The following is a 23428-nucleotide window of genomic DNA, read 5'->3' as shown; positions in this document are numbered from 1 at the left end:
GTCCGGCGGTGGCCGGTTGCCGGTGTCACCGGATGACGGTTTCGGATCCGGCGTCTGTGAAGCCGGCCAGGGCGCGATCGAGGCCGGCCTGGTTGGGCAGGCCGTCCGTGTCGGTGGGGCATTGGACCACCAAAGCCGCTACGGCGGCGGCCTGGCGCAGGCACTGATCTGGGCCGTGACCGTGCAGCAGGCCCGAGAGGAATCCTGCGGCGAAGGCGTCCCCCGCTCCCACGGGGTCGGCGACCGGTACGTCAAAGGCGGGCTGGCTGACCGTTTCCGCCTCGAGGGTGAGACAGGTGGCCGATTTGTCGCGGTGCTTCACGACGATGGTTCGCGGCCCTGTCCCGAGCAATGCGGCCGGGTCCGGTACACCCAGCAGCTCCCATTCGTCCTCGCCTGCCAGCACCACGTCCGCGTGGGCCAGGAGAGGGCCGACGACCTCGCGCCAACGATCGGGGGAGCCGAGCTTGTGGCGGATGTTCGGATCGAAGGAGAGCACCGCGCCGGCGGCTCGAGCCAGTTCGACCAGTCGCCATGTCGCCCGGTTCGCCGAGTCCGACAGCATCGGGGTGATCCCGGTGATGTGCACGAGCGGTGCCCCCTGGAACATGTGGGGCTGCAGTTCGTCCGGCGAGAGGCGGGAGGCTGCTGAACCTGCACGCAGATACTGCACGTCGATCGCGCGCGCCGGGTGGCTGTCACGCATGAGGACACCGGTTGGAGCCCCCGGGTCCGTGACCGCGTACGAGCTGTCGACACCATGGGCGCGGAGCTGGGCCAGTACGGCACGCCCTGCCGGATCGTCGCCGACGCGGCCGAGCCAGCGAACGGAGTGTCCGAGCCGGGCGAGGCCGGCCGCCACATTGCTCTCGGCGCCTGCGATGGAACGGCGGAAGGAGACCGCGTGCTCCAGCGGCACTCCGGGTTCGGCCAGCAGGAGGAGCATGGTCTCGCCGCATACGACGACGTCGGGGCTCATCGAGCGAGCTCCGGTATCAGCGGGGCGAACTCCGCGCAGAAGCGGTCGATCATGTTCAGCTCCTCCTCGTCCAGCGAGTATCCCGGTGCCCGGCAGTGTGCGGACGCGAACCAGCCACGGCGCACGGAGACCTCCTTCTCGATGGCGATGATGAGCTCCACGTTCTGCATCCAGTAGGAGAGGAACGGCAGCATCCGGGTGTGCAGCGCGACGGCCTCGGCCTCGTCACCGCGCCGCCAGTGTTCCCAGATCTCGACGTACAGCTCGGTGAAGGAGCAGCCCGGCTGTACGCCGACTGCCCCGCGCCGCAGGGCGTCCGGCAGTTGCAGTCCTGCGTATCCGACCAGGGAGGGCAGCGGACGAGGCCCGGCGGCCAGCGCGGCGATCAGCCGTCCTGGCGGTGCGGACTCGACCTTGACCCAGCGGAAATTGGAGTGCTCGGCGGCCAGGGTGTGCAGGGTGGGTGCGTCCAGTGCTGTTCCGGTCTGTGCCGGGGCGTACTGCACCACGACGGGCAGCGGGTCGACAGCGAGCAGGACCTCGCGCAGGTGGGCCGAGACGGCGGTCTTGGACGGCGCGAGGAAGTGCGGCGGGAGCAGGTTTACGGCGTCGGCCCCGAGTTCCGCGGCTCGGAGCGCCTGGCGGACCGCGGTTCGGGTGGCGTGGTCCGGTACGGAGACGATGGCGGCGACGTCCTGGCGGTTCCGGGTCTGCTGGAGCAGCAGACCGGTGAGCAGTTCCCGCTCGTCGGGGTCGAGTTTGTGGAACTCGCTCGCGAAACCGGGGAACATCAGCGAGCTCACCCCTGTCGCAAGTACCCGGTCCACCACTGTGGTGAATCCGTCGGGGTCGAGCTCTCCGTCGTTGTGGAACGGAACCTCCAGTACGGGTGAGACTCCTCGGATCAGTGTGTCGAGGTCCTTGTGTTCGGGTGTGGACATGTCTGTTCCTCAGAAGGCTTGGCGGGGCGGGGGCGAGTCGGTCGCGCCGACGAGGAAGTCGAGGTCGGCGCCGGTGTCGGCCTGTGTGACGTGTTCGGTGTAGAGGTAGGTCCAGCCGCGGGTGACGGGCGGTTTCGGCGGCTGCCACGCTGAGCGCCGCAGGTCCATCTCGGTCTCGTCGATCAGCACGTCGAGCCGTCGGCCGGGCACGTCGAGTCTGACTTGGTCGCCGGTGCGGACGAACGCCAGCGGGCCGCCGACGGCCGCCTCCGGTGCCACGTGGAGCACGCACGTTCCGAAGGCCGTTCCGGACATGCGGGCATCGGATACGCGGACCATGTCCCTGATCCCGGCGTCGAGCAGCTTCTTCGGCAAGGGCAGGTTGCCCACCTCGGGCATGCCTGGATATCCGCGGGGGCCTGTGTTGCGCACGATGAGCACCGTCTCGGCGGAGACGTCGAGCGTTGGGTTCTCGGCGACGGCGAGGTATTCCTCTATGGAGTCGAAGACGAGGGCGGGGCCGGTGTGGTCCAGCAGGTGCGGTGCGGCTGCCGACAGCTTGATGACGGCACCGTCCGGAGCGAGGCTGCCGCGCACCACGGCGGTCCCTCGTCCTGCGGGCAGCACCGGGTTGTCCAAGGCTCGAATGACCTCACGGTCGTACACCTGCGCACCCATGCAATTGGCTGTCAGGGAAGAGCCGGTGACCGTCACCGTGTCCTGGTGCAGGGCGTCCCGCAGGTCGTTGACAAGGGCCGGCAGCCCTCCGGCGTAGGCGAACTCCTCCATCAGGAACCTTCCGGAGGGCATCAGGTCGATGAGCAGCGGAAGCTCGGCGCCCAGGCGGTCGAAGTCGTCGAGTTCCAGGGGTACGCCCAGTCGTCCGGCCAGGGCGAGCAGGTGCACCACCGCGTTGGTGGACCCGCCGATCGCCGCGTTGATCCGGACGGCGTTCTCGAAGGCGGCTCGCGTCATGATGCGCCGGGGGGTGAGGTCGCTTCCCGCGAGCGCCACGGCACGTGCGCCGGTCTCTTCGGCCAGTGTGCCGCGCCGGGCGTCCACGGCCGGCAGCCCGGAGCCGCCTGGCAGCATCATGCCCAGGGCTTCCGCCAGGCAGGCCATGGTGGACGCCGTACCCATGGTCATGCAGTGACCCGCGGAGCGGTTCAGGGACGACTCGAACTCGGTGAACTCCTCCTGCGTGATCGTCCCCGCGCGCAGCTCTTCCGTCATCCGCCAGATGTCCGTGCCGGAACCCACGTTGCGGCCCTTGAACCTGCCGTTGAGCATGGGTCCCCCGGTGAGGACGATGGCGGGCACACCGGCGCTGGCGGCACCCATCAGGGCGGCGGGCGTGGTCTTGTCGCACCCGGTGAGCAGTACGACGGCGTCGATCGGATTGGCGCGGATCTGCTCTTCGATCTCCATGGCCGCCAGGTTGCGGAAGAGCATCGACGTCGGCCGCAGGAAGGGTTCACCAAGAGACATGGCAGGAAATTCCAGAGGGAAGCCGCCCGCCTGCAGCACTCCACGCTTCACCGCGGCGGCAAGGATCTGCAAATGGCCGTTGCACGGGGTCAGTTCGGAGAACGTGTTGCAGATGCCGATGACCGGGCGGCCGTCGAAGTTGTGACCGCCGCGCCCCATGGCCCGCAGGTGGTGACGGGCGATGAAACCGTTCTTGCCGCCGTCGCCGAACCAGGCACGGCTCCTGAGCGGCTCTCGACGCGAGGCGGGAACTGCGGCTGACGGTGTCTCTCGCTCTGCCATGTATGAGCCTCCGATGGGGTACGGCCACGCGGTTCCGCCCGCTTGAGACCGTGCTGTGACCGTGCAGGGGCTTGCCCTGCCGACGGATTTAATGATGCTATCAAATGACGATAGCGCCTCGGGGGCCGCGCGAGGCTGTCGCCGAAGCGGAGGTTCAACCCGTGGTACGTACGCCGCCGGTGCGGCTCGTCCGCCTCTTGACCTTTGGCGTACCGCCTGTCGCGATCTTCGGAACCCGTCCGTCGGACACCAGCGGACCGGCCCCCGCCCATCCACACACCGATGTACGAAGCCCGGCGCCCTCCGCGCAACGGGCGAGCACACCGACGTGACCCGGAACCACCGGATCAGTCCTCACCACACGGCCCCGACAGCACGATGCGCGGCGGTCACTGCCAGCTCGAAGGAGCTCCTCATGAACTCTTCGTTCCACCGGAACATCGCCGTGGCCACCGGCCTGCTGCTCACTCTCGGTCTCGCCACGGCGTGTTCGTCGGGCAAGGAGTCCTCCGGCGGCGACGCGGTCGACAAGAAGGTCGACGGCAAGATCTCCCTCACGTACCTGCAGAAGCAGGGCGACCAGGAATACTTCATCGGCGAGGCGGCCGGCGCCAAGGCGAAGGCCAAGGAGCTGGGCATCGACCTCAAGGTGGTCAACCTGGGCAACGACGCCAACAAGACCGTCAGTGAGGTCCAGTCCGCCGTCGCACAGAAGACGAGCGGCATCATCATCGTCGTCCCCGACCCGGCCGTCGGCCCGCAGGTCGTCCAGACGGCGAAGGACGGGAAGGTCGCCCTGCTCACCTCCGACGACCAGATCTGCACCACCGGGCCCGACCCCGCTGCCTGCGGCAAGGACGACCTGGTCCCCCGCATCGGGTTCAGCGGAGCGCAGATGGGTGAGGAGGTCGGCAAGCGAGCGGCCGCCGAGTACAAGAAGGCCGGCTGGAAGGCCGCGGACACCCGTGTCATCTCGGCCTGGAAGCAGGACGTCACCGTCTGCGGTGACCGGGTTGGTGCCGCCGCGAAGACGTTCGACGCCGCGGTGCCGGGCGTGAAGACCATCAACGTGCCCACCGACAACACCCCGACCGGGGCCCAGGACAAGATCGCCGCGACGATCACAGCGAATGCCAAGGTCAAGAACTGGGTCGTCTGGGGCTGCAACGACGAGAACGCCATGGGCGGGGTCACCGCGCTGCAGAACGCCGGCATCGGCCCCGACCACGTCATCGGCGTCGGTCTCGGCGCCTACCTCGCCTGCAAGGAATGGCAGACCGACAAGAAGAGCGGCATGAAGGCCGCCCTCTTCATCAACGGCAAGGACGTCGGCGCCCTGGCCGTCCAGACCATGTACGACAAGCTCAAGAACGGCAAGAACTTCCCGCAAGAGGCCTTCGCCCCCACCACGATGGTCGACCACTCCTCCTGGAAGACCGCCGGTCTCACCTGCGGCTGACCCCTGCGGGCCGGCGGCCGGACCACTCGTTCCGGCCGCCGGCCGACGACAGCCCAGTCGTCGCGGTCCCCGTCCCATGAACACTCTGCGCGCCATGCCTTCGAGGTGAACGACATATGACCAGAACCCCCCATCCGCCCCCCGGCCCGGACCCTTCCGAAGGAAAGTCCGAACACACATCGCCGCCGTCCCCGTCGCCGGGCATCGTGGACGTCACCAAACGGTTCGGGGCGGTGCGGGCGCTCGGCGGCGTCACGCTCGACTTCCCCCGCGGGCAGGTCACCGCACTGATGGGGGAGAACGGCGCGGGCAAGTCGACCCTGCTCAAGATCCTCACCGGTGACCACCAGCCCACCGAGGGGCACATCGTCCTGGGCGGCGAGCGCGTTCTGCTCGACTCCCCGGCCAAGGCACGCACGGCAGGTATCCGGATCATTCCGCAGGAACCGGAGATCATCCCGCACATCTCGGTCGCCGAGAACGTCTACGCCGGCGCCCTGCCGCGCAAGTCCGGCCGGCGATTCGACCGGGCCGAGCTCCGCCGCCGCATCGACGCGGACCTGGCCCGGCTAGGCTTCGCCGATGTGCTGGACCCGGACCTCCTGGGTTCACAGCTGACCCCGGCCCAACGCCAGCTGGTCGAGATCATGCGCGCCCTCACCGGCAGCACGGCTGCCACACTGATCGCGTTCGACGAACCCACCTCCTCCCTCGCCGAGCACGAGGTGGACGCTCTGTTCGCCCTGATCCGGCGACTGCGGGACCAGGGCATCGCGATCGTCTACGTCTCGCACCGGATGCAGGAGATCTTCCAGCTCGCCGACCGTATCGCCGTGCTGCGCGACGGCAGCCTGGTCGGTGTCCAGCAGGCCGACACGACAAACGAAGCAGAGCTGGTACGCCTCATGGTGGGCCGCGACCTGTCCACCATGTTCGTCCGACAGCGGGTCGCCACCGACCGCCTCGTTCTCGACGTCAAGAACCTCACCACCGACGACGTGCACGACATCTCGCTCCAGGTCCACGCCGGCGAAGTCGTCGGCCTGGCCGGCCTCATCGGAGCAGGACGCTCAGAACTCGCCCTCGCGCTGGCCGGCGACCAGCCCGTCCACAGCGGCACCGCCACCCTCGACGGAGTCCCACTGCCAAGCGGCCGCCCCGGCGCGGTGATCCGCGCCGGCCTCGGACTCGCCCCCGAGGAGCGCAAGGCACAGGCGCTCTTCCTGCAGCAGTCCGTCCGCGCCAACATCTCCCAGGTAGTCCTCGACCGGCTGCGACGCTCCCGCTTCGTACGCCGCACCGCCGAACGAGAGCTCGCCCAGCACTACACCGACCGGCTCCGGGTCCGCACACCCTCGATCGACCACGAAGTGCGCAAACTCTCCGGCGGAAACCAGCAGAAGGTCGTCCTCGCCCGCTGGCTCGCCCGCAAACCCAAGGTCCTCATCCTCGACGAGCCGACCCGAGGCATCGACGTCGGCGCCAAGGCCGAGATCTACCAGATCATCGCCGACCTCGCCGCCGACGGTGTGGCCGTCCTCGTCATCTCCTCCGAACTCCCCGAACTCCTCGGCCTCGCCGACCGCGTCGTCGTCATGCAGGGCGGCCACATCACCGGCGAGCTCAACCACGGCGAAGCCACCGAAGAGTCCATCCTCCAACTCGCCATGGCCGACGACATCATCAGCACCCGTACCCCCGGAGCCTCTTCATGACCACCACCAGCGCCCCATCCCCGGCAGTCAAGGAGCCGTCGGAAGGACCGGCCTCCTCCACGCCGAAGCTGCTCTCCCGCATCAGCGGGCAAAACATCAGCCTCGTCGGCGCGCTGATCCTCGTGCTCGGGCTGTTCGGGGTCCTCAACGACAACTATCTGAGCCTGTCGAACATGCAGGTCATCGCGGAGGCGGCGACCATCACCGGGCTGCTCGCGATCGTCCAGACCGTCGTCATCATCTGCGGCGGCCTCGACATCTCCGTCGGCTCGCAGGCCGGTGTGGCATCCGTGGTCAGCGCCATGGTCTTCACCAGCACCGGAACCAACGCCTTCCTCGGCATGGCGGCCGCCATAGGAGTCGGCCTCCTCATTGGTGCCCTCAACGGCCTGATCATCGTCTACGGCCGGGTCAACCCCACCATCGCCACCCTCGCCGGCCTCGCCGCCTACAAAGGCCTCGCCCAACTCCTGTCCGACGGACGCGCCCAGGGATACGTCCTCAACAACGACGTCTTCATCTTCCTCGGCCGCGGAAAGATCGCCGGACTCCCCGTCATGGTCTGGATCCTCATCGTCGTCGCCGTGGCCGTCCACATCCTGCTCCGCTACACCGACATCGGCCGCAACATCTACGCCATCGGCGGAAACGACACCGCCGCCCGCCTCGCCGGCATCAACATCAACAAATACCTGATCTGCGTCTACGCCCTCATCGGCATCGTCGCCGCCATCGCCGGCATCCTCCTCACCGCCCGCACCGGATCCGGCCAGCCCACCTCCGGCAGCGAAGGCCTCGAACTCAAGGCCATCACCGCCGCCGCACTCGGCGGCGCCGCACTCAAGGGCGGCAAGGGCGGCATCGGCGGCACCCTCCTCGCCGTCGCCCTCCTCGGCGCCCTGGAGAACGGTCTCACCGTCCAGGGCATCAACTCCTTCTGGCAGAACGTCGCCCAGGGCGCCCTCCTCGTCATAGCCGTCGTGATCCAGCAGCGACGCAGCGGCGAACGCGCTGTCGGACTACCCAACTGATGCACCCGGGCCAGGTCCCACGCGGCCCGGGAAGGAAGGAGCGCCTTTCACCGAACCACGTGCCCACACCGATCCGCACACATAGCAGCTTAGTTGTCAAGAAGGGTTTGACGTGACGTTCTCGCACAGCAGCACGCCTTCGGAACACACCGGCCCCGCCGCAAAGGCAGGAGGGTTCAGCCGCCGCGGTGTGCTGAAGAGCCTGGCGGCAGCGGGATTCCTCGCCGTAGCAGGTGATGTCTTCCTTGCCGCACCCGCCCATGCCGCCACCGCTCCGCCCGTGATCCCGCCCCTTCCCGAGACGGTCTCCGGGGTAAGCAACCCGCGCGTTCCCGTCGCCTCCGGATGGCGCTGGACATCCAGCCCTCCGGCATCCTTCTGGACATCCGGCACCGACACCTCCTCGTGGCACCCGCTCGACGTGCCCGGCGAACCGGCCCTGCAGAACCAGTCCGTCCCCTCGGACACCGAATGCGCGTACACGGTCGAGGTCACCGTTCCGGCAGACTTCGCGGGCAAGCGCGTCATGCTCCGCTTCGACGGCGTCTACAGCTACGCCCGGCTGTGGGTCAACGGCACTGCCGTACGAACCCACGACGGCGGCTTCACCACCTGGTACGCCGACATCACCTCCCTGGTCACGCCGGGCCGCGCGGCCGTCGTCACCCTCGGCGTCACCGACCGGCCCACCAGCATCGCTGGCCAGTCCAACTACGCGCACCACATCATCGGCGGCATCCTGCGCGACGTCACCCTGGTCGCCCTGCCGGCTTCCCACCTCACGAGGCTGCACGCCGACACGACCTTCGACAGCGCGTACCGGGACGCCACGCTCACCGTGACCGCGGCCGCGTCGTTCCAGACGGGCCAGAGCGGAACGGCCACGCTCACCCTCACCGACCCCGAGGGCCGGCCGGTCGCGATCACTCCGTCGAAGATCGACCTGACCGGCACGGATCCGCAGCAACAGGCCGTGATCCCGGTCAAGGCTCCCCTCAAGTGGGACGCGGAACGCCCCCACCTCTACACCCTGACCGCCGAGTTCACCGCCGCAGGCGTGACCCAGACGGTGACCCGGAAGGTCGGATTCCGTCAGGTCAAGGTCGAGGGAAACAAACTGGTGGTCAACGGCAGCCCCGTACACCTGCTGGGCGTCTGCCATCACAGCATCACGGAGAAGCAGGGCCGTTCGACCAGCCCGGCCATGGAGGAGCAGGCCGCCCGCCTCTACAAGGAGGCGAACTGCAACTACATCCGCACCTCGCACTACCCGCCGACACCGGCGCTGCTCGACTGGGCCGACCGTCTCGGACTGTACGTCGAGGTCGAGTCGCCCGTCTGCTTCCAGCAGAGCACCGTCGACGACCCCGCCTACACCGAGCAGTACATGACACAGTTCGCCGAGATGATCGAACGCGACCGCAGCCACCCCTGCGTGATCGAGTGGTCCGTCGGCAACGAGAGCGGCATGGGCCGCAACTTCGCCTCGGAGAACACCTACGCCCACGAGACGGACCCGTCTCGTCCCACGGTCTTCGAGGACATGGGCCAGAGCAACGGCGGCACTCAGACCGACATCTACAGCGGTCACTACCCCAACCTCCAGAACGCCAACGGCAATGCCAAACAGCCCATCCAGTACGGCGAGTTCGCCCATGTGCCGTGCTACAACGTGGGGACCCTGAAGGAAGACCCCGGGGTGCGCGACTTCTGGGGCCACAGCATCGCGAAGCTGACGGACAAGTTTCGTGCCACGGACGGAGTCGTGGGCGGCGCCATCTGGGCGGCCATCGACGAGGTGTTCCACCTGGCCAACGGGCCTGTGGGGTACGGCGAGTGGGGCATCATCGACCTGTGGCGCCGCCGCAAGCCCGAGTTCTGGCTCACTCAGAAGGCCTTCTCTCCGGTGCAGATCGCGGACGGGGTGCTCACCGGCCTGACTCCGGGAGGAGCGATACCGGTGCCGGTCAAGAACTGGCACGACCACAGCAACCTCGGGGAACTCGCGGTCGGCTGGCAGATCGGCAGCAGGTCGGGCACCATCGACGGCGTCGATATCGCACCCCGGCAGAGCGGCACCCTGACCGTCCCGGCCGGCGCCTGGTCGCCGGGCGACACCCTGCGACTCACCTTCCGGCGTGGCACGGCGCTGATCGACGAATACCGGCTCTGGCTCAACACCCGTGCGACGCCGGCCTCCCCCTCTGACAGCGGCAAGGCGCCCACCGTCGACGAGAGTTCGGACACGATCACCGTCACGGGTGTCGACGCGCCGTTCACGGTGGTGTTCGACAAGCGCACCGCACGGCTCGTCGAAGCGACCGCCGACGGCACCGTGATCCTGACGAGTGGCCCGGACCTGGTGATCTCCCGTGCCGTTCCCGGACAGTGGGTGGGGACATCGGCGAGCGTGACCACGGCCGACGGCCAGGTGACCGTCACCCTGAAGGGTCGCTTCGGCGCCATCGACACCACGATCAAGGTGGCGGTGAGCCCTCGCGGTCTGCTGACCACGACCTACACGATCACCAACCCGCCCTCTGGCCAGGTCAGCGACGTGGGCATACGGTACGTCGTCGCCGACGGCACGGACACCTTGAGCTGGCAGCGGGACGCCCAGTGGACGGCGTACCCCGACGACCACATCGGCAGGGCCTCCGGTACCGCGACCCGCAGCCGGGCCACCGGCGCGGACGGATACCGTACGAAGCCGGACTGGTCGTGGTCCCAGGACACCCACAGCTACTTCCTGTTGGGCAAGGACAGCGCCGCTCACTGGACCAACGACTTCCGCAGCGCCAAGGCGAACGTCAGGGTGGCCAAGGCCACCGCAGGCGCGGCGGGACCGGGTGTGCAGGTCGAGTCGGACGGTACCCATTCGGTTCGGCTGGCTCCGATGGAGCCGGCGCTCATCGATGACGCCTCCCCGGACATCGTCTACACGGGTTCCTGGACCCATGCGGACGCGAGCTCGGGCTACACCGCCGGAGACCTGTTCGGCACGGAATCCTTCACCGACGCGGCGGGGGCAACAGCAGAACTCACCTTCACTGGCACGGGGGTCGGCCTGTATTCCGCCCGGGCGGACAACCTCGGCATCGTGAAGATCTCGGTGGACGGCAAGGCTGCGGAAACGGTCGACCTCTACGGACCGGGCAAGGCGCCTGCCCAGCTCGTCTTCCGAAGCGCTTCACTGGCGTACGGACGGCACACGGTCAAGGTGGAGTGCACCGGCACCAAGAACGCCGCTTCGAAGGGTGCCTTCGCGCTCGTCGACGCCTTCCAAGTGGTGGACCCGGTGATCGACGACTCCTCGGACAAGGTCGTCTACAAGGGCTCATGGACGCATGCGGACTCGAGCGAGACGTGGACGAGCGGCGATCTCGGGCGCACCGAATCCTTCAGCAGAACCGCGGGCGACACGGCGACCGTCAGGCTCTCGGGAACGGGAATCCGCGTCATCTGCCCCAAGGGCCCCAACCAGGGCATCGCTGAGATCTCCATCGACGGTGGGCCCGCCACCGAGGTTGACCTCTATGCGTCGAGCAAGCAGTTCCAGCAACGGGTGCTCGAACGCACCGGCTTGGCCGAGGGCCAGCACACTGTCAGTATCAAGGTGAGCGGCCGCAAGAACGCAGCTGCCACGGACGCCCATGTGGTCCTGGACGCGTTCGAGGCGCTGACGAGCGACGCCTTCCCGCTCAGGGCTCCCGGCGTGGGCCTGATCGTCAGCGCCCGCATCAACTATCCCGATCTCGCCTGGGGCAACTACATCGACCCCGCGATCACGCTGCCGGCCGACTGGAGCGGCACGGCACGGGTGCGACTGCTGCCCTGACAGCCGTCGGAGGGCATCACAGTCCGAGGTCGTGACCGGTCTCCGCAAGGTGGGCGGTCATGGCCTCGGCCGCGCGATTCCCGTCGCCACCGGCGATCGCGTCGGCGATGTGCCTCTGCGCATCGACCGTGGCTTCCTGACCCGCCCTCCGGCGTTCACGACCGTGGTAGCTCGCTCTGCGGGAGTCGAGCAGGATTCCGTTCATTGCCGTGAGAACGAAGGAGAACAGGCCCCATGCGGCCAGTTCTGCGACAGCCTGATGGAAGGCGAGGTCCGCGGCGATGAACGCCTCCGGCTCCGACCGCGTGGCCCATTGTGGCCAGCGCGCGATCCACCTCCGTCATGGAGCCCTCGCCGGCGGCGCGACGCACTGCGGCCCGGCGCGCGAGCTCCGCCTCGATCACACGCCGGGTGTCGAGCAGGTCCGCCAGATCCATCGAGTTCTGGCTGAGGCGGAAATCGAGAATCTGCTCCAGCACAGCGGGAGCGGGGACCGCTACACGCGCACGCTTGCCCTGGCTCGAGATGAGGACACCACGTGCGACCAGCGTGCGGATCGCCTCACGCACGGCGAGGCGGTTGACGCCGTGCCGCTCGGCGAGTTCGGCCTCGGCCGGGATCTCATCGCCCGCCCGCAGACCGCGCAGCTTGATGTCGCCGATGATCTCCTGAGCTACGTGCTGACTCAGCGTCGTCCGCCCGATCGTCATGCGTTCGCTCCCTCGCCTCTGGGCAGGAGCCGTCCCGCCTCCAACCCGCCAACACAATTAGCAGCTTAGTTGCTAAATTCGCCTCATATTCAAATCAGCACGCCGGCCCAGAGGCCCGCGCAAGTGATGGCTCTGCCCGGTGTGCTCCGTTACTCACCTTGACTACTCCCGCGCCCTGCGCGGAACGGAGACCGACATGTTTGACCTGAGCGATGAAGTAGTGCTGGTCACCGGCGCCGCCCGCGGCATCGGCGCCTCCGTGGCGGCGATGGCGGCAGCCGCCGGTGCGAGGGTGGGCCTCCTGGACATCGACGGTGACGGCGCGCGGGAAACCGCTCGCCGAATCGGCCCGTCCGCCGGCTGGGCAGCGTGCGACATCACCTGCGAGGATCAGGTCCGCGACGCTGTGAGTGCCCTGCGCGACGAGCTGGGACCGGCAACAGGCCTGGTGAACAACGCGGGACGCAACTCGTATGCTGACGTGGTCGCCATGACCACCCAGCAGTGGGACGAGGTGTTCGGCGTCGACCTCAAGGGGGCGTGGCTCATGGCCAGGGCCGTCCTGCCGGGGATGACCGCTCAGGGGCGGGGCGCGATCGTGAACATCGCCTCGATGCATGCCACGATGACCTGCCCCGGCATGTTCCCCTACGCCTCGGCCAAAGCCGGACTCGTAGGTCTGACACGCAGCATGGCCCTCGAGGTGGGACCGCAGGGTGTCCGGGTCAACGCGGTCAGCCCCGGATATATCGAGACCGACCTGCTGGCCGAGTATTTTGACCAGGAGGCGCCGCAGGTCCGCCAGGAAGCGCTGGCCAAACACATCCTCGGCCGACTCGGCACCCCCGACCAGGTCGCCTCTGTAGTCGCTTTCCTCCTGTCCGACGCTGCTGGATTCGTCACCGGCGCGGACTGGGCTGTAGACGGGGGAGTCTCCGCCCGATTCGCCTGAGGCGCGAAGCCCGGCGGCACGCAGGCGGATGGGAAAACGCCTTCCACCCTGCACATGGCGAGGACGGCCGGCGGCCCTGCGTATGACGACGGGGCCGCCGGGGCGTTACGGGGTGAGGCGGTAGACGCTGCGGGCCGTACCGGCGAGGATCTTGGCCCGCTCCGCGGCGGAGAGATCCGCGATCAGGGCGCGGCCGGTTTCCAGAGTCTTTCCGTAGTCGGCGGCCAAGAGGCATACAGGCCAGTCAGACCCTGCCATCAGCCGGTCCGACCCGAAGGCATTGAGCGCCATGTCGACGTATGGGCGCACCTCGTCGGTCCAGCTTGAGCCCTGCGGTATTTCGGTCAGCAGGCCGGACATCTTGGCGCTGACGTTCCCGTTCCTCGCAAGGGCCCGCAGGCCCTGAGACCACAGTGCCGCAGCACCCGGTGCAGGCGACGGCTTGCCGAGGTGATTCAGGACGAGTCGCAGGTGGGGGATCGCCCTTGCCGTTTCCGCAGCAGCTGACAGTTGTTCCGGGGTGACCAGCAGGTCGTATGCGAGTCCTGCCGCGGCCACGGCCTTCAGGCCGCGGTGTACGTCGGTACGACAGAGCCAGCGTCGATCGGGCTCCCCCTGCACGGGGTGACGGATCGATCTGAGGTACCGGCCATGGGGTCCCTCGCGCAGTTCGGCCACCTGGTCTGCTACGTCGGGAGCGGTCAGATCGACCCAGCCGACCACTCCGCCAATGAGCGTGTGCTGTCCTGCAAGGGCCAGGAACTCGGAGGTCTCCTTCCGAGTGGCAGCGGTCTGCACCAGTATCGCCGAGGTGACTTCGGCAGCCTGTGCGGCCGGCTTCAGATCCTCGACACAGAAGTTGCGGCGGATCGGGGCGAGCCCGGGGCCTACGATCCACGGCTGGCTGCGCACGGCAAGGTCCCACACGTGTACGTGAGCATCCACGAAGCCCGTCGCAGCGCTCATGGTCGCAAGGGGCGTTCGCTTCGCGACGGTGCCGGGCGTACCCGCAGACCCGCCATGCCGCCGTCCACGGCCAGCGCGGTGCCTGTGACCGAGCCGGCCGACGGGCCGGCCAGATAGACGATGGCAGCGGCCACCTCGTCCGCGGTGACCAATCTGCCGGTGGGCTGCCGGGCCTCCAGTGCAGCCCGTTCGCTTTCCGGGTCGTCGGCGGCGTCCAGGAGACGTCCGACCCACGGCGTGTCGACGGTTCCCGGGTTCACGCAGTTGACACGAATTCCTTCGCCGACGTGGTCGGCCGACATCGCCAAAGTCAGCGACAGCACGGCGCCCTTGCTCGCTGAGTACAACGCGCGTCGGGGGAGCCCGGCGGTAGCGGCGATCGAGCAGAGATTGACGATCGAGGCGGCCTCTGACTCCCGCAGGTATGGCAGAGCCGCCCGGGTCGTGCGCACGACTCCGAGAACGTTCACGTTGAGCACGCGCAGCCACTCTTCGTCCAAGTGGTCCGCAATGGTCCCCGCCGCCCCGACGCCCGCGTTGTTGACCAGGATGTCGATGCCGCCGAGCGCGCTGGCCGCACTGAGCACCGCGTCATGGATCGATGCTTCGTCCGCGACGTCGGCCTGGAAACCTATGAGCGGCGCGGGTACGCCAGCCGGCGCGAGGTCGAGGACTGCCACGCGGGCGCCCCGCGAGGCCATCAGGAGCCCTGTGGCGAGGCCGATACCGGAGCCGCCTCCAGTGATGACCGCGCGCAGCCCTGTGAGGTCGCTCCTTCCTCCAGCGCGCCCTGCTGCTGGACAACATCCGGGCCGACTACGTGCGTACGGCGCGGGCCAAGGGCCTGACGAAGGCCGCTGCCATCCGCAGGCACGCGCTACCGACCTCGATCATCCCCGTGGCCACCTCGGTGGCGTTCTCGATTCCCGCCATCTTCACCGGCGCGGTGATCTCGGAGACGATCTTCGGCTGGGAGGGCATGGGTCGCTACTTCGTGACGACGATCAGCCAGAACGACGTCCACGGCGTGGTCGCGGTAGCAGCGTTCGGCGCCCTCGTCACGGCGATCGGCGCGGTGCTCTCCGACGCCGTCGTCGCGGCCCTCGATCCCAGGGTGCGGGTGAGCTGAAATGACCACACCACCGACCAAGGACACCATCCGAACGGCGCGACCGCCCGAGGGTATCGACACCGCTGCGACCGGCCCGGCCGCAGCTCCCGCCGCCCGCGGTGAGCGAAAGTGGCGGCTCTACCTGCGCAGGTTCCTGCGCAACCGAATGGCTGTAATAGGGCTGCTGATCTTCGCGTTGATCGCCCTGCTCGGTCTCCTCGGCCCCTTGCTGACGCCACACAGCTACGAGGATGTCGACTTCCTCGCGATCAGCGACGCGCCCGACGGTGACCACTGGATGGGCACCACCGGCGCCGGCAACGACCTGTTCGCCCAGCTCACCCACGGAATCCAGCGGTCACTGGTGATCGGGCTCGCGGTCTCCCTCGCCACGACTGCCATCTCCGGGTTCGTCGGCGCCATCGCGGCCTACGTGGGCGGTTGGGTGGAACGGGTGGTCCTCGAGACGATCCACTTCCTCCTCGTCGTCCCGAGCTTTCTGATCCTGGCTCTGGTCTCCCATGACGTCGGCGGCGACTGGCGGATGCTCATCGTGGTGCTCGTCGCATTCGGCTGGATGTACTACGCCCGGGTCGTGTGGACGCTGGCGCTCTCCGTCCGCGAGAGGGAGTTCGTGGCCGCGGCCCGCTACATGGGTCTCGGCCCGTGGACGGTCGTCCGCCGCCACATCCTGCCCAACATCGGCTCCATGCTGACCATTCACTTCACCATCGGCGTGGTCACCACCATCCAGGCGGAGACGGCGCTGTCGTTCCTCGGCTTCGGCGTCAAGATGCCCGACGTATCGCTGGGCGCGCTGATCGGCGAGGGCAGCTCCCTTGTCTACAGCGCACCGTGGATGTTCTGGTTTCCCGCGCTGGCCCTGACCCTGCTCACCATCTCGATGGCCTTCATCGCCGACGGCCTCCGGGACGCCCTCGACCCGACCTCGCAGGCCGGAGGACACGCATGACCACCACACCGACCGAGATACCCGACCGCGGCGCCCAGGAGGCCCCGCTCCTGCGCATACGAGACCTGCACGTGTCCTTTCCCTCCGAGGCCGGCCGGGTCGACGCCGTCCGCGGGCTGTCGTTGGACCTGCGGCGCGGCCAGACCCTCGGCATCGTCGGCGAGTCGGGTTCGGGGAAGTCCGTGACCTCGCTCGCCATCATGGGACTGCTCGCCGAGAGCGCACGCGTACGTGGCTCCATCACGATCGAGGGCCGCGAACTGGTCGGACTGCCGGACAAGGAGATGTCGGCCATCCGCGGCAACGACATCGCCATGGTGTTCCAGGACCCCCTCACCAGCCTCACCCCGGTGCATAGCATCGGGAAGCAACTGGTCGAAGCGATACGGGTACACCGTGACGTCACCAGGGAACAGGCCTGGCGTCGAGGCGTCGAGCTGCTCGCCCTCGTCGGCATCCCGCGCCCCGCGATCCGGATGAAGTCGTACCCCCACGAGTTTTCCGGTGGCATGCGACAGCGCGTGGTAATCGCTCTGGCCATCGCCAACGACCCGAAGGTGATCATCGCCGACGAGCCGACCACCGCCCTGGACGTCACCATCCAGGCGCAGGTGCTCGAACTGCTGAAGAAGGCGCAGCGAGAGACCGGCGCAGCGGTGATCATGGTGACCCACGACCTGGGCGTCGTCGCCGGCATCGCCGACGAGGTGCTGGTGATGTACGCCGGCCGACCGGTCGAGCGAGCAGCGGTCGACACGCTGTACACCGAACCGCGGATGCCTTACACCATCGGCCTCCTCGGCGCCATCCCGCACGCGGACGACACTGCTGAGGACACGCTCGTTCCGATCGTCGGGAGCCCTCCGATCCTGATCGATCTGCCCGACGCGTGCCCGTTCGCCCCCCGCTGTCCCGTCGCCCTGCCGGAGTGCACCCGGGTCGGAGCCCGCACTGCTCGAGACGGTCGCCGGGCATCAGGCGGCATGCATCCGCAGCAGCGAGATCGAGCACGGCGAGATCGGCGGTGAGCCGGTCTTCCGCAGGCCACCGCCACCGCTCGGAGACCTCGAAGCCGTGCCGCGCGAGCAGCGCCGGGCCGTGCTGACGGTCACCGATCTGACCCGCGAGTTCCCGCTCACCAAGGGCGCGGTCCTCAAGCGCCGAGTCGGCACTGTACGCGCCGTCAACGGGCTCAGCTTCGACATCCGCGAGGGTGAGACCCTGGCGATCGTCGGCGAGTCCGGCTGCGGCAAGAGCACCACGTTGCTGTCGATCATGGACTTCGGCAAGGGCTCCGGAGGCAGCATCGAGCTCGACGGAGTCGATGTCACCGCCCTGAACGCCCGCGCGGAGCGGGAGCATCGGCGCAAAGTCCAGATCGTGTTCCAGGACCCGATGGGCGCCCTCGACCCGCGGTTCACGGTCTCCGAGTTGGTTGCCGAGCCGCTACGCGCTTTCGGCCTGGTGCCCGCTGGGGAGGTGCACAAGCGGGTCGCGGAGCTGATGGATCTCGTGGGTCTCGACCCCGCTCACGTGGATCGGTTCCCCGGCGCCTTCTCCGGGGGGCAGCGTCAGCGCATTGGCATCGCGAGGGCGCTCGCCTGCGAGCCGACGCTCCTCGCGCTCGACGAGCCCGTGTCTGCTCTGGACGTGTCAGTGCAGGCCGGCGTGATCAACTTGCTCCAGCGGCTGCAGCGCGAGTTGGGTCTGTCTTACCTCTTCGTCTCGCACGATCTGTCGGTGGTCCGGCACCTCGCCGACCGGTTGGCCGTGATGTACCTGGGCCGGTTCGTCGAGCAGGGCGACGTCGACACGGTCTTCGCGAACCCCACCCACCCCTACACGCAGGCACTTTTCTCCGCGATCCCGATCCCCGATCCGGCCGTCGAGCGCAGGCGGCGACGCATCCTGCTCACCGGAGACCTGCCCACCCCCACCGACGTGCCCGCCGGATGCGGCTTCGCCAGCCGCTGCCCGCTCAAACCCTCGCTGAGCGAGGAGCAGCGGCACCAGTGCGACACCGTCGTCCCGGCCCTCTCCCGGAAGGACGACGCTCACCACCACGCATGTCTACACCGCTGAACCTCACCAGCACGAGGTGGGAAGCCACTTCTGGACCGAGAAGAGAACGATCACTATGAAGCTGCAGCACAAGGGAATCGCACTCGCGGTTTCCCTCCTCCTCGCGCTGACCGCCTGTAGCGGCAGTGGCGGGGACAGAAGGGGCGAGAAGCTCAACCGCGACGAGCTCGCCAGCAAGGCCGACTACAACCCCCAGCCCCGGGAGAACGTCAAGGATGGCGGCTCGTTGACCGAAGCCCTGAGCACCATCCCGGACAACCTCAACGCCCTCCACGCGGACGCCAACACCGACACTGTGGAGCTGCGGAAGCTGTACAACCCGCAGCTGCAGTTCAGATCCGAGGACGGCAAGGTGTCCTGGAACAAGGACTACATCACGAACGTGTCCGACAGGGTTGTCGGCGGCAACCGGGTGGTGACCTACACGATCAACGACAAGGCCGAGTTCGACGACGGGACCCCGATCGACTGGCGGGCTTTCAAGGCTCTCTGGAAGGCGACCAACGGCAAGAACAAGGAGTACGCGCCCGCGGAGACGGAGGGCTTCTCCCTCATCACCGCCGTGAAGCCTGGCAAGAACGACAAGCAGGCAGTCGTCACCTACGACGGGCCGTGGCTGTGGTGGGAGTCGCAGTTCAAGTGGGTCATGCACCCGGACGCCACCAAGGACGCCAACACCTTCAATACCGCCTACACCAAGGACGCCCACGGCGAGTGGGGCGCTGGCCCGTTCCGCGTCAAGAAGCTCGAGCCCGGCGGCACCACCGCCGTCTTCGAGCGCAACCCGAAGTGGTGGGGCAAGCCGAGCAAGCTCGACACAATCGTGGTCCGGGCCATGGCCAGCTCCGCGCAGATCAACGCCTTCCGCAACGGCGAGCTCGACGCGGTCCGGGCAAACGGTGCGGAGGACCTGGCTCAGGTCAATGGCATGAAGAACACCGAGATCCGCAAGGCCGCGGACCTCTCGGTCGCCTTCATGCACGTCAACGCCTCCTCACCCAAGTTGCGGGACCCGAACGTGCGCAAGGCGATCCAGCTCGGTGTCGACCGCGACACGCTGCAGAAAGTACGCTACGAGGGCATGAACTGGCAGGCTGATCTGCCCGGCATGGTCACGCTCTATCCGTTCCAGAGGGGTTACCGCGACCTCTACAACAAGCTCGGCGGTGGCTACGACCCCCGTCAGGCCAAGAAGCTCCTCGACAAGGCCGGCTGGACCATCGGCGGCGACGGCATCCGCCGCAAAGACGGCAAGCGGCTCGAGCTGCTCTTCCCGGCGATCGGCGACGCGTCGTACACCAAGAACGTCAGCGCGGCGACGCAGGCGATGATGAAGGCGATCGGTGTCGACCTCAAGCTCGACTACCGCAACGCTCAGGACTACGCCGACACCTACACCAAGCAGGACTACGACCTTTTCCAAATGTCCTGGAGCACGGCGGATCCGGACGAGAACTTCTTCTACTTCTGCTACTTCTACTGCTCCGATGCGGGATACACGGACCAGCAGACGGTCGACACGTACGCACCGAAGGTGAAACAGATCGGCAAGCTCACAGACAAGCAGCAGGCCACGGACGCCTTTATCGCGGCGGAGAAGGAGATCCTCAGCACCTGGCAGATCCAGCCGTTGTACAACGCTCCCAAGATCTGGGTGGTCAAGAAGGGGCTGGCCAACTTCGGAGCCGGGCTCTTCTCCTTCGGCCCGCAGGCGGACATCGGCTGGCAGAAAACAGCCTGAGCATGGCCCGTCCCGGCCTGGTTCCTCCAGGCCGGGACGGGCCCGGCGCTTTTGCGCCGTTATGAACGCCCTCAGTCCGCGGAGGACGGACGGCCTGGGCGGGTACTCGAGCGACGCACGCGAGTACACCACGCGTTGTCTGACGCCTCGGGCGAGCGTCTCCAGGGCGTCGTCGATGCCGCCGATGAACGGGAAGTACAGCGGCGAGTCCAATGGCCGGAACCGTTTGCTCGCGCTCGCCCACGCCCGACGCACCCGAGGGCGGATGTCGTCTCCGGTGACGACTTCGGTGAACTCGTCCCCTTTACCGACAAGCAGTGCTCTGCGGAACGTGTCGAAGGCACCCGAGACCGCCATGCAGGAGGCATCGATCTCAGCGGCCCGGCTCCGACCCAGGATCTGCAGCCCCACGGCTGGCGGCACCGGCGCCATGACGTCCTCATCGGCTCCGGCCGCGCCCGCCAGGCCGGCCTCGACCAGCTCCGCATATGCGGCACGCGGTGTCTACCGGCCCTTCCCCGTACACGACGTCGGCGGGTGCGATGCCTTCGGGCAGGACGACGCGCAGCTCGGTGATCCCGGCCGTGCCGGACTCCGACTCGGCCTCGAAGGCGAGCGTGACGTTCTCGGCGAGAGCCTGCGCCTTCTCCGACTCGACCTCCACATGGGCAGAGGCCGGACCAGCGGCGAACAGGACGGCGCCGACGGCGAGGCCGGCGGCGACGGCAAGGGTACGGTTGTGATGACGGGTGCGGCTGGTACGGGACATGGGTGTCTCCGGGTGTGAGAGAGCGCGGCACGGCGCACACCCGGCGATACAGGGGTGAACTGCCGTCCCGGCAGGATGAGTGAGGATCTGCGTGTTACACACCCAGCTGCGGAGGACCCCGCCGCACCACGACATCCGCGAGTACCGGCCGGCGCGGCGGTGGCCGCGCGGCCCGCACCGGCACGACCGGGACCGGCCCGATCAGCCACCCGGCGACCACCGCACCGGTCAGCATCGCCCAGGAGGCTGCGATCCGCGCCCGCATCGTGTCCAGGGCCGAGGCGAACCCGCGGGCCAGCGACCACCAGGCCGCGTCCGCACGCTGCATGAGCACCGCGACAGCGACGGCGGCCAGCGTGTGCGCGACGGCCATGCCGGCCGACGCCCAGGAATCACCACCGGCCCCGAGCCGCTCGTGCCAGGCTTCGTGCCCGCCGTGCGCGTGCGCCGAGCCCAAGGAGGCCGGCGTATGAGAAGCGGTCACGGCGAGCCACAGGTGCAGCCCGCCCTGTACGGCAGCGCTGGCGCCCACCACGCACGGAAGCGACCGTGCCTGCCGCGCCCCGACGAGCCCGATGAGGGCTACGGCGAACAGGACGACGGCCGCGGCCCCGCCCTGCACCCACGGCATCGGCCCCTCGGCCATCAGATGGTGGGCGCTGACTCCCAGGACCGTGCTCACGACGGCGAACACCGCGGCCCGAGGAAGGGGCGGCGGCGTCCGGCAGGGTGCGGGAGCAGGAGGGTGGCGCATGGCCCGCCCATCATCGTCCATGCCGCTGCGCCCAGTCAGCCCGCCTACGGATATTGCACCCGCTGTAGCGGAGCAGGTGCGCACGTGATTACCGAAAGCGCCGGATGCGTAACACGGTTGCCCCGTCGTGGGTCATCATTGGCCTGACATGTCCAGTTTCCCGGTCCTCGCTGAATCTCGGCGCACCGCGCGCGGCACCGCCGCCCTCGCTCTCGGCCATGCCCTCGTAGCGGCGGGGCTCGGTGCGGGCCTGCATCACGCGACGACGGACTCCACGGTGTCCTGGCCCCCGCTCTTGGCCGCGGTCGCCGTCCTGGCCGCCTGTGCCTACCCGGTCCTACGTGCCGGGGCGTCCCGCCCCCGCCAGGGGGCGTTCGCCCTGGCCGCCGTACAGGCACTGCTGCCCGCATACCTGGAATGGACCGGCCGGGAGATTCCGGCCACGGCCCTGGACGACCACCGGCGTTTTCCGGCGTCCTGGCACCACAACACCCTCGCGATGGCCGTGCTCAACTTCGTTGTGGCTCTCGCTCTGGTCTGCTTCTTGCGCAGTGCCTCCAACCTGCCCACCCGGCTCGCGTACGCGCTTGTCGCGCTGGCCCGCCGATGGCGGATCTGCCTGCTCTACGCGGCCGGCCTGGCTCTGCGCCTCACAGGAATCCCTGCTCCGCGTTCCGCGATGCCACCACAGCCCGCCGCCGCCCTGCCCCGTCCACGGGCGCTGACGGTGCTGCTGTACCGCGCGCAGCCCTGCGCGCCGTAACGACGACGGCACGCCACCACACCCCTTTCACAGCATCCGCGCCGCGCCTGCGGCTGATTGCTGTCCTTCAGCAGGCATCAACACTGGAGTGTCTACGTGTCCGCTGTGCTTTCCCGCGTGCTGTCTGTACGCGCCCACGCCGCTGACGAATCCGACGGAATGTACGTTCCTCCACCGCCTTCCAACGAAGGCGGACTCATCGATTTCCTGACTTCGACGCAGGTCATCGCCGCCGTGATCGCCGGCCTGATCGCCCTGGTCCTACTGGCCGTCCAACTGGTGGCGGACCGCAAAAGGAAAGAGGCAGGGAGCGGAACGGCGGAAAACAGGGAGCTGCCCCAGGAAGCAACGGAGGCAGACTGACCGTCTCCGGAGCACTCCTGGACGGGCCGAGCCAGAAGAACAACGTGCCCTGCAGTGAACTCCGGCGCTGCCCCGGGGCCTTCCTACCGCTGGACCGTGGCCGGGGCCTCTTCGGCGGGGGCGTCTCGCAGGCCGAGCCGTAGGTGCTCGACGTGAAAAAGCGCCTGTTCCAGCAGCTCTGCGACGTGGTTGTCGTGGAGGGCGTAGACGATAGAACGGCCCCGGCGTTCCCCGGTGACGAGTCCGAGATTGCGCAGCAGGCGGAGCTGGTGGGAGCAGGCGGAGGCTTCCATGCCCACGGCTTCGGCAAGGTCGCCGACTGCGCAGGGGCCTTCCTGGAGGCGGGCCAGGATGTACAGCCGCGAAGGGGTCGCCAGGGCCTGAAGGGTGGCGGCGACGTCGGTGGCCCCCGCCGCGTCCAGGCGCTCGCGGGGGGTGGCGTGGTTCTTGTCGTCGGCTCCGTGACCCATGGCGCCCATCCTACCGATCACATGTGAAGACCTGTTCAGAT

General features: G+C 68.2%; 19 protein-coding genes and 2 pseudogenes. 11 read left to right on the top strand and 10 right to left on the bottom strand.

The genetic code is table 11. The features are described 5' to 3' along the window. Positions 1-25: 25 nt before the first annotated feature. Genes OG251_RS39395 through OG251_RS39385 form a run of 3 tightly spaced genes read right to left on the bottom strand, consistent with a single transcriptional unit; the run spans position 26 to position 3690 of the window. Positions 26-979, bottom strand: coding sequence for a sugar kinase (locus OG251_RS39395; RefSeq protein WP_326682074.1), 954 nt, complete (start codon positions 977-979; stop codon positions 26-28). Next, entirely contained in the window at positions 976-1920 is a 945-nt protein-coding gene (locus OG251_RS39390; RefSeq protein WP_326682073.1) for a dihydrodipicolinate synthase family protein, read from the bottom strand. Before OG251_RS39390 ends, OG251_RS39395 begins: the two co-directional genes overlap by 4 nt. A 9-nt stretch (positions 1921-1929) precedes the next feature. After that, the gene (locus OG251_RS39385; protein WP_326682072.1) at positions 1930-3690 is read right to left on the bottom strand and encodes an IlvD/Edd family dehydratase; all 1761 of its coding nucleotides are present in this window, start codon (positions 3688-3690) and stop codon (positions 1930-1932) included. A gap of 415 nt (positions 3691-4105) precedes the next feature. Between OG251_RS39385 and OG251_RS39380 the strand changes: the two genes are divergently transcribed. The 4 genes from OG251_RS39380 (at position 4106) to OG251_RS39365 (ending at position 11733) form a co-directional block, all read left to right on the top strand. Next, positions 4106-5149, top strand: coding sequence for a substrate-binding domain-containing protein (locus OG251_RS39380; RefSeq protein ID WP_326682071.1), 1044 nt, complete (start codon positions 4106-4108; stop codon positions 5147-5149). A gap of 116 nt (positions 5150-5265) precedes the next feature. Continuing rightward, the gene (locus OG251_RS39375; RefSeq protein WP_326682070.1) at positions 5266-6864 is read left to right on the top strand and encodes a sugar ABC transporter ATP-binding protein; all 1599 of its coding nucleotides are present in this window, start codon (positions 5266-5268) and stop codon (positions 6862-6864) included. Next, entirely contained in the window at positions 6861-7895 is a 1035-nt protein-coding gene (locus tag OG251_RS39370) for an ABC transporter permease (protein WP_326682069.1), read from the top strand. The genes OG251_RS39375 and OG251_RS39370 overlap by 4 nt, the downstream gene beginning before the upstream one ends. Before the next feature lie 112 nt (positions 7896-8007). Then, positions 8008-11733, top strand: coding sequence for a glycoside hydrolase family 2 TIM barrel-domain containing protein (locus tag OG251_RS39365; protein WP_326682068.1), 3726 nt, complete (start codon positions 8008-8010; stop codon positions 11731-11733). A gap of 16 nt (positions 11734-11749) precedes the next feature. On the opposite strand, the gene OG251_RS45090 is transcribed toward OG251_RS39365, so the two are convergent. After that, positions 11750-11977 carry an FCD domain-containing protein gene (locus OG251_RS45090; protein WP_442818474.1) on the bottom strand — a complete coding sequence of 76 codons (228 nt, stop codon included), beginning with the start codon at positions 11975-11977 and terminating at the stop codon, positions 11750-11752. Continuing rightward, positions 11889-12443 carry a FadR/GntR family transcriptional regulator gene (locus OG251_RS39360; RefSeq protein ID WP_326682067.1) on the bottom strand — a complete coding sequence of 185 codons (555 nt, stop codon included), beginning with the start codon at positions 12441-12443 and terminating at the stop codon, positions 11889-11891. Before OG251_RS39360 ends, OG251_RS45090 begins: the two co-directional genes overlap by 89 nt. A 196-nt stretch (positions 12444-12639) precedes the next feature. On the opposite strand from OG251_RS39360, the gene OG251_RS39355 reads away from it, so the two are divergent. Continuing rightward, on the top strand, positions 12640-13395 hold the full coding sequence (locus OG251_RS39355; RefSeq protein WP_326682066.1) for an SDR family NAD(P)-dependent oxidoreductase: 756 nt from the start codon (positions 12640-12642) through the stop codon (positions 13393-13395). Between the two features lie 105 nt (positions 13396-13500). Here OG251_RS39355 and OG251_RS39350 read toward each other — a convergent pair whose 3' ends face one another. After that, positions 13501-14361 carry an amidohydrolase family protein gene (locus OG251_RS39350; RefSeq protein ID WP_326682065.1) on the bottom strand — a complete coding sequence of 287 codons (861 nt, stop codon included), beginning with the start codon at positions 14359-14361 and terminating at the stop codon, positions 13501-13503. After that, a complete protein-coding gene (locus OG251_RS39345; protein ID WP_326682773.1) occupies positions 14358-15119 on the bottom strand; it encodes an SDR family NAD(P)-dependent oxidoreductase in 762 nt (253 codons plus the stop codon). The genes OG251_RS39350 and OG251_RS39345 overlap by 4 nt, the downstream gene beginning before the upstream one ends. A 17-nt stretch (positions 15120-15136) precedes the next feature. Between OG251_RS39345 and OG251_RS39340 the strand changes: the two are divergent. From OG251_RS39340 to OG251_RS39325, 4 genes and pseudogenes are all read left to right on the top strand, one after another. Further along, positions 15137-15490 (top strand): annotated as a pseudogene (locus OG251_RS39340) (ABC transporter permease subunit); the annotation flags it as partial. A 1-nt stretch (position 15491) separates the two neighbouring features. Further along, positions 15492-16445: an ABC transporter permease gene (locus tag OG251_RS39335; RefSeq protein ID WP_326682064.1), complete on the top strand. Its 954-nt coding sequence runs from the start codon at positions 15492-15494 to the stop codon at positions 16443-16445. Further along, positions 16442-18527, top strand: a pseudogene (locus OG251_RS39330) (ABC transporter ATP-binding protein). Before OG251_RS39335 ends, OG251_RS39330 begins: the two are co-directional and overlap by 4 nt. Positions 18528-18582: 55 nt before the next feature. Next, positions 18583-20268, top strand: coding sequence for an ABC transporter family substrate-binding protein (locus OG251_RS39325; RefSeq protein WP_326682063.1), 1686 nt, complete (start codon positions 18583-18585; stop codon positions 20266-20268). 439 nt (positions 20269-20707) lie between these two features. Here the strand turns inward: OG251_RS39325 and OG251_RS39320 are convergent, their stop codons facing one another. Together OG251_RS39320 and OG251_RS39315 are read right to left on the bottom strand one after the other, a co-directional pair. Then, entirely contained in the window at positions 20708-21037 is a 330-nt protein-coding gene (locus OG251_RS39320; protein ID WP_442818453.1) for a hypothetical protein, read from the bottom strand. Between the two features lie 94 nt (positions 21038-21131). Continuing rightward, positions 21132-21719, bottom strand: a complete 588-nt coding sequence (locus OG251_RS39315; RefSeq protein WP_326682062.1) for a hypothetical protein — start codon at positions 21717-21719, stop codon at positions 21132-21134. Positions 21720-21939: 220 nt separating this feature from the next. Between OG251_RS39315 and OG251_RS39310 the strand changes: the two genes are divergently transcribed. Then, a complete protein-coding gene (locus OG251_RS39310) occupies positions 21940-22554 on the top strand; it encodes a hypothetical protein (RefSeq protein ID WP_326682061.1) in 615 nt (204 codons plus the stop codon). 96 nt (positions 22555-22650) lie between these two features. Then, positions 22651-22917 (top strand): hypothetical protein, encoded by a 267-nt coding sequence (locus tag OG251_RS39305; protein ID WP_326682060.1) that lies wholly within the window; start codon positions 22651-22653, stop codon positions 22915-22917. 83 nt (positions 22918-23000) lie between these two features. On the opposite strand, the gene OG251_RS39300 is transcribed toward OG251_RS39305, so the two are convergent. After that, positions 23001-23387 (bottom strand): ArsR/SmtB family transcription factor, encoded by a 387-nt coding sequence (locus tag OG251_RS39300; protein WP_326682059.1) that lies wholly within the window; start codon positions 23385-23387, stop codon positions 23001-23003. Between the last annotated feature and the right edge of the window lie 41 nt (positions 23388-23428).

It is taken from the genome of Streptomyces sp. NBC_01237 (assembly GCF_035917275.1).
Classification (GTDB): domain Bacteria; phylum Actinomycetota; class Actinomycetes; order Streptomycetales; family Streptomycetaceae; genus Streptomyces.
This window is presented reverse-complemented; position numbering and strand designations above follow the sequence as displayed.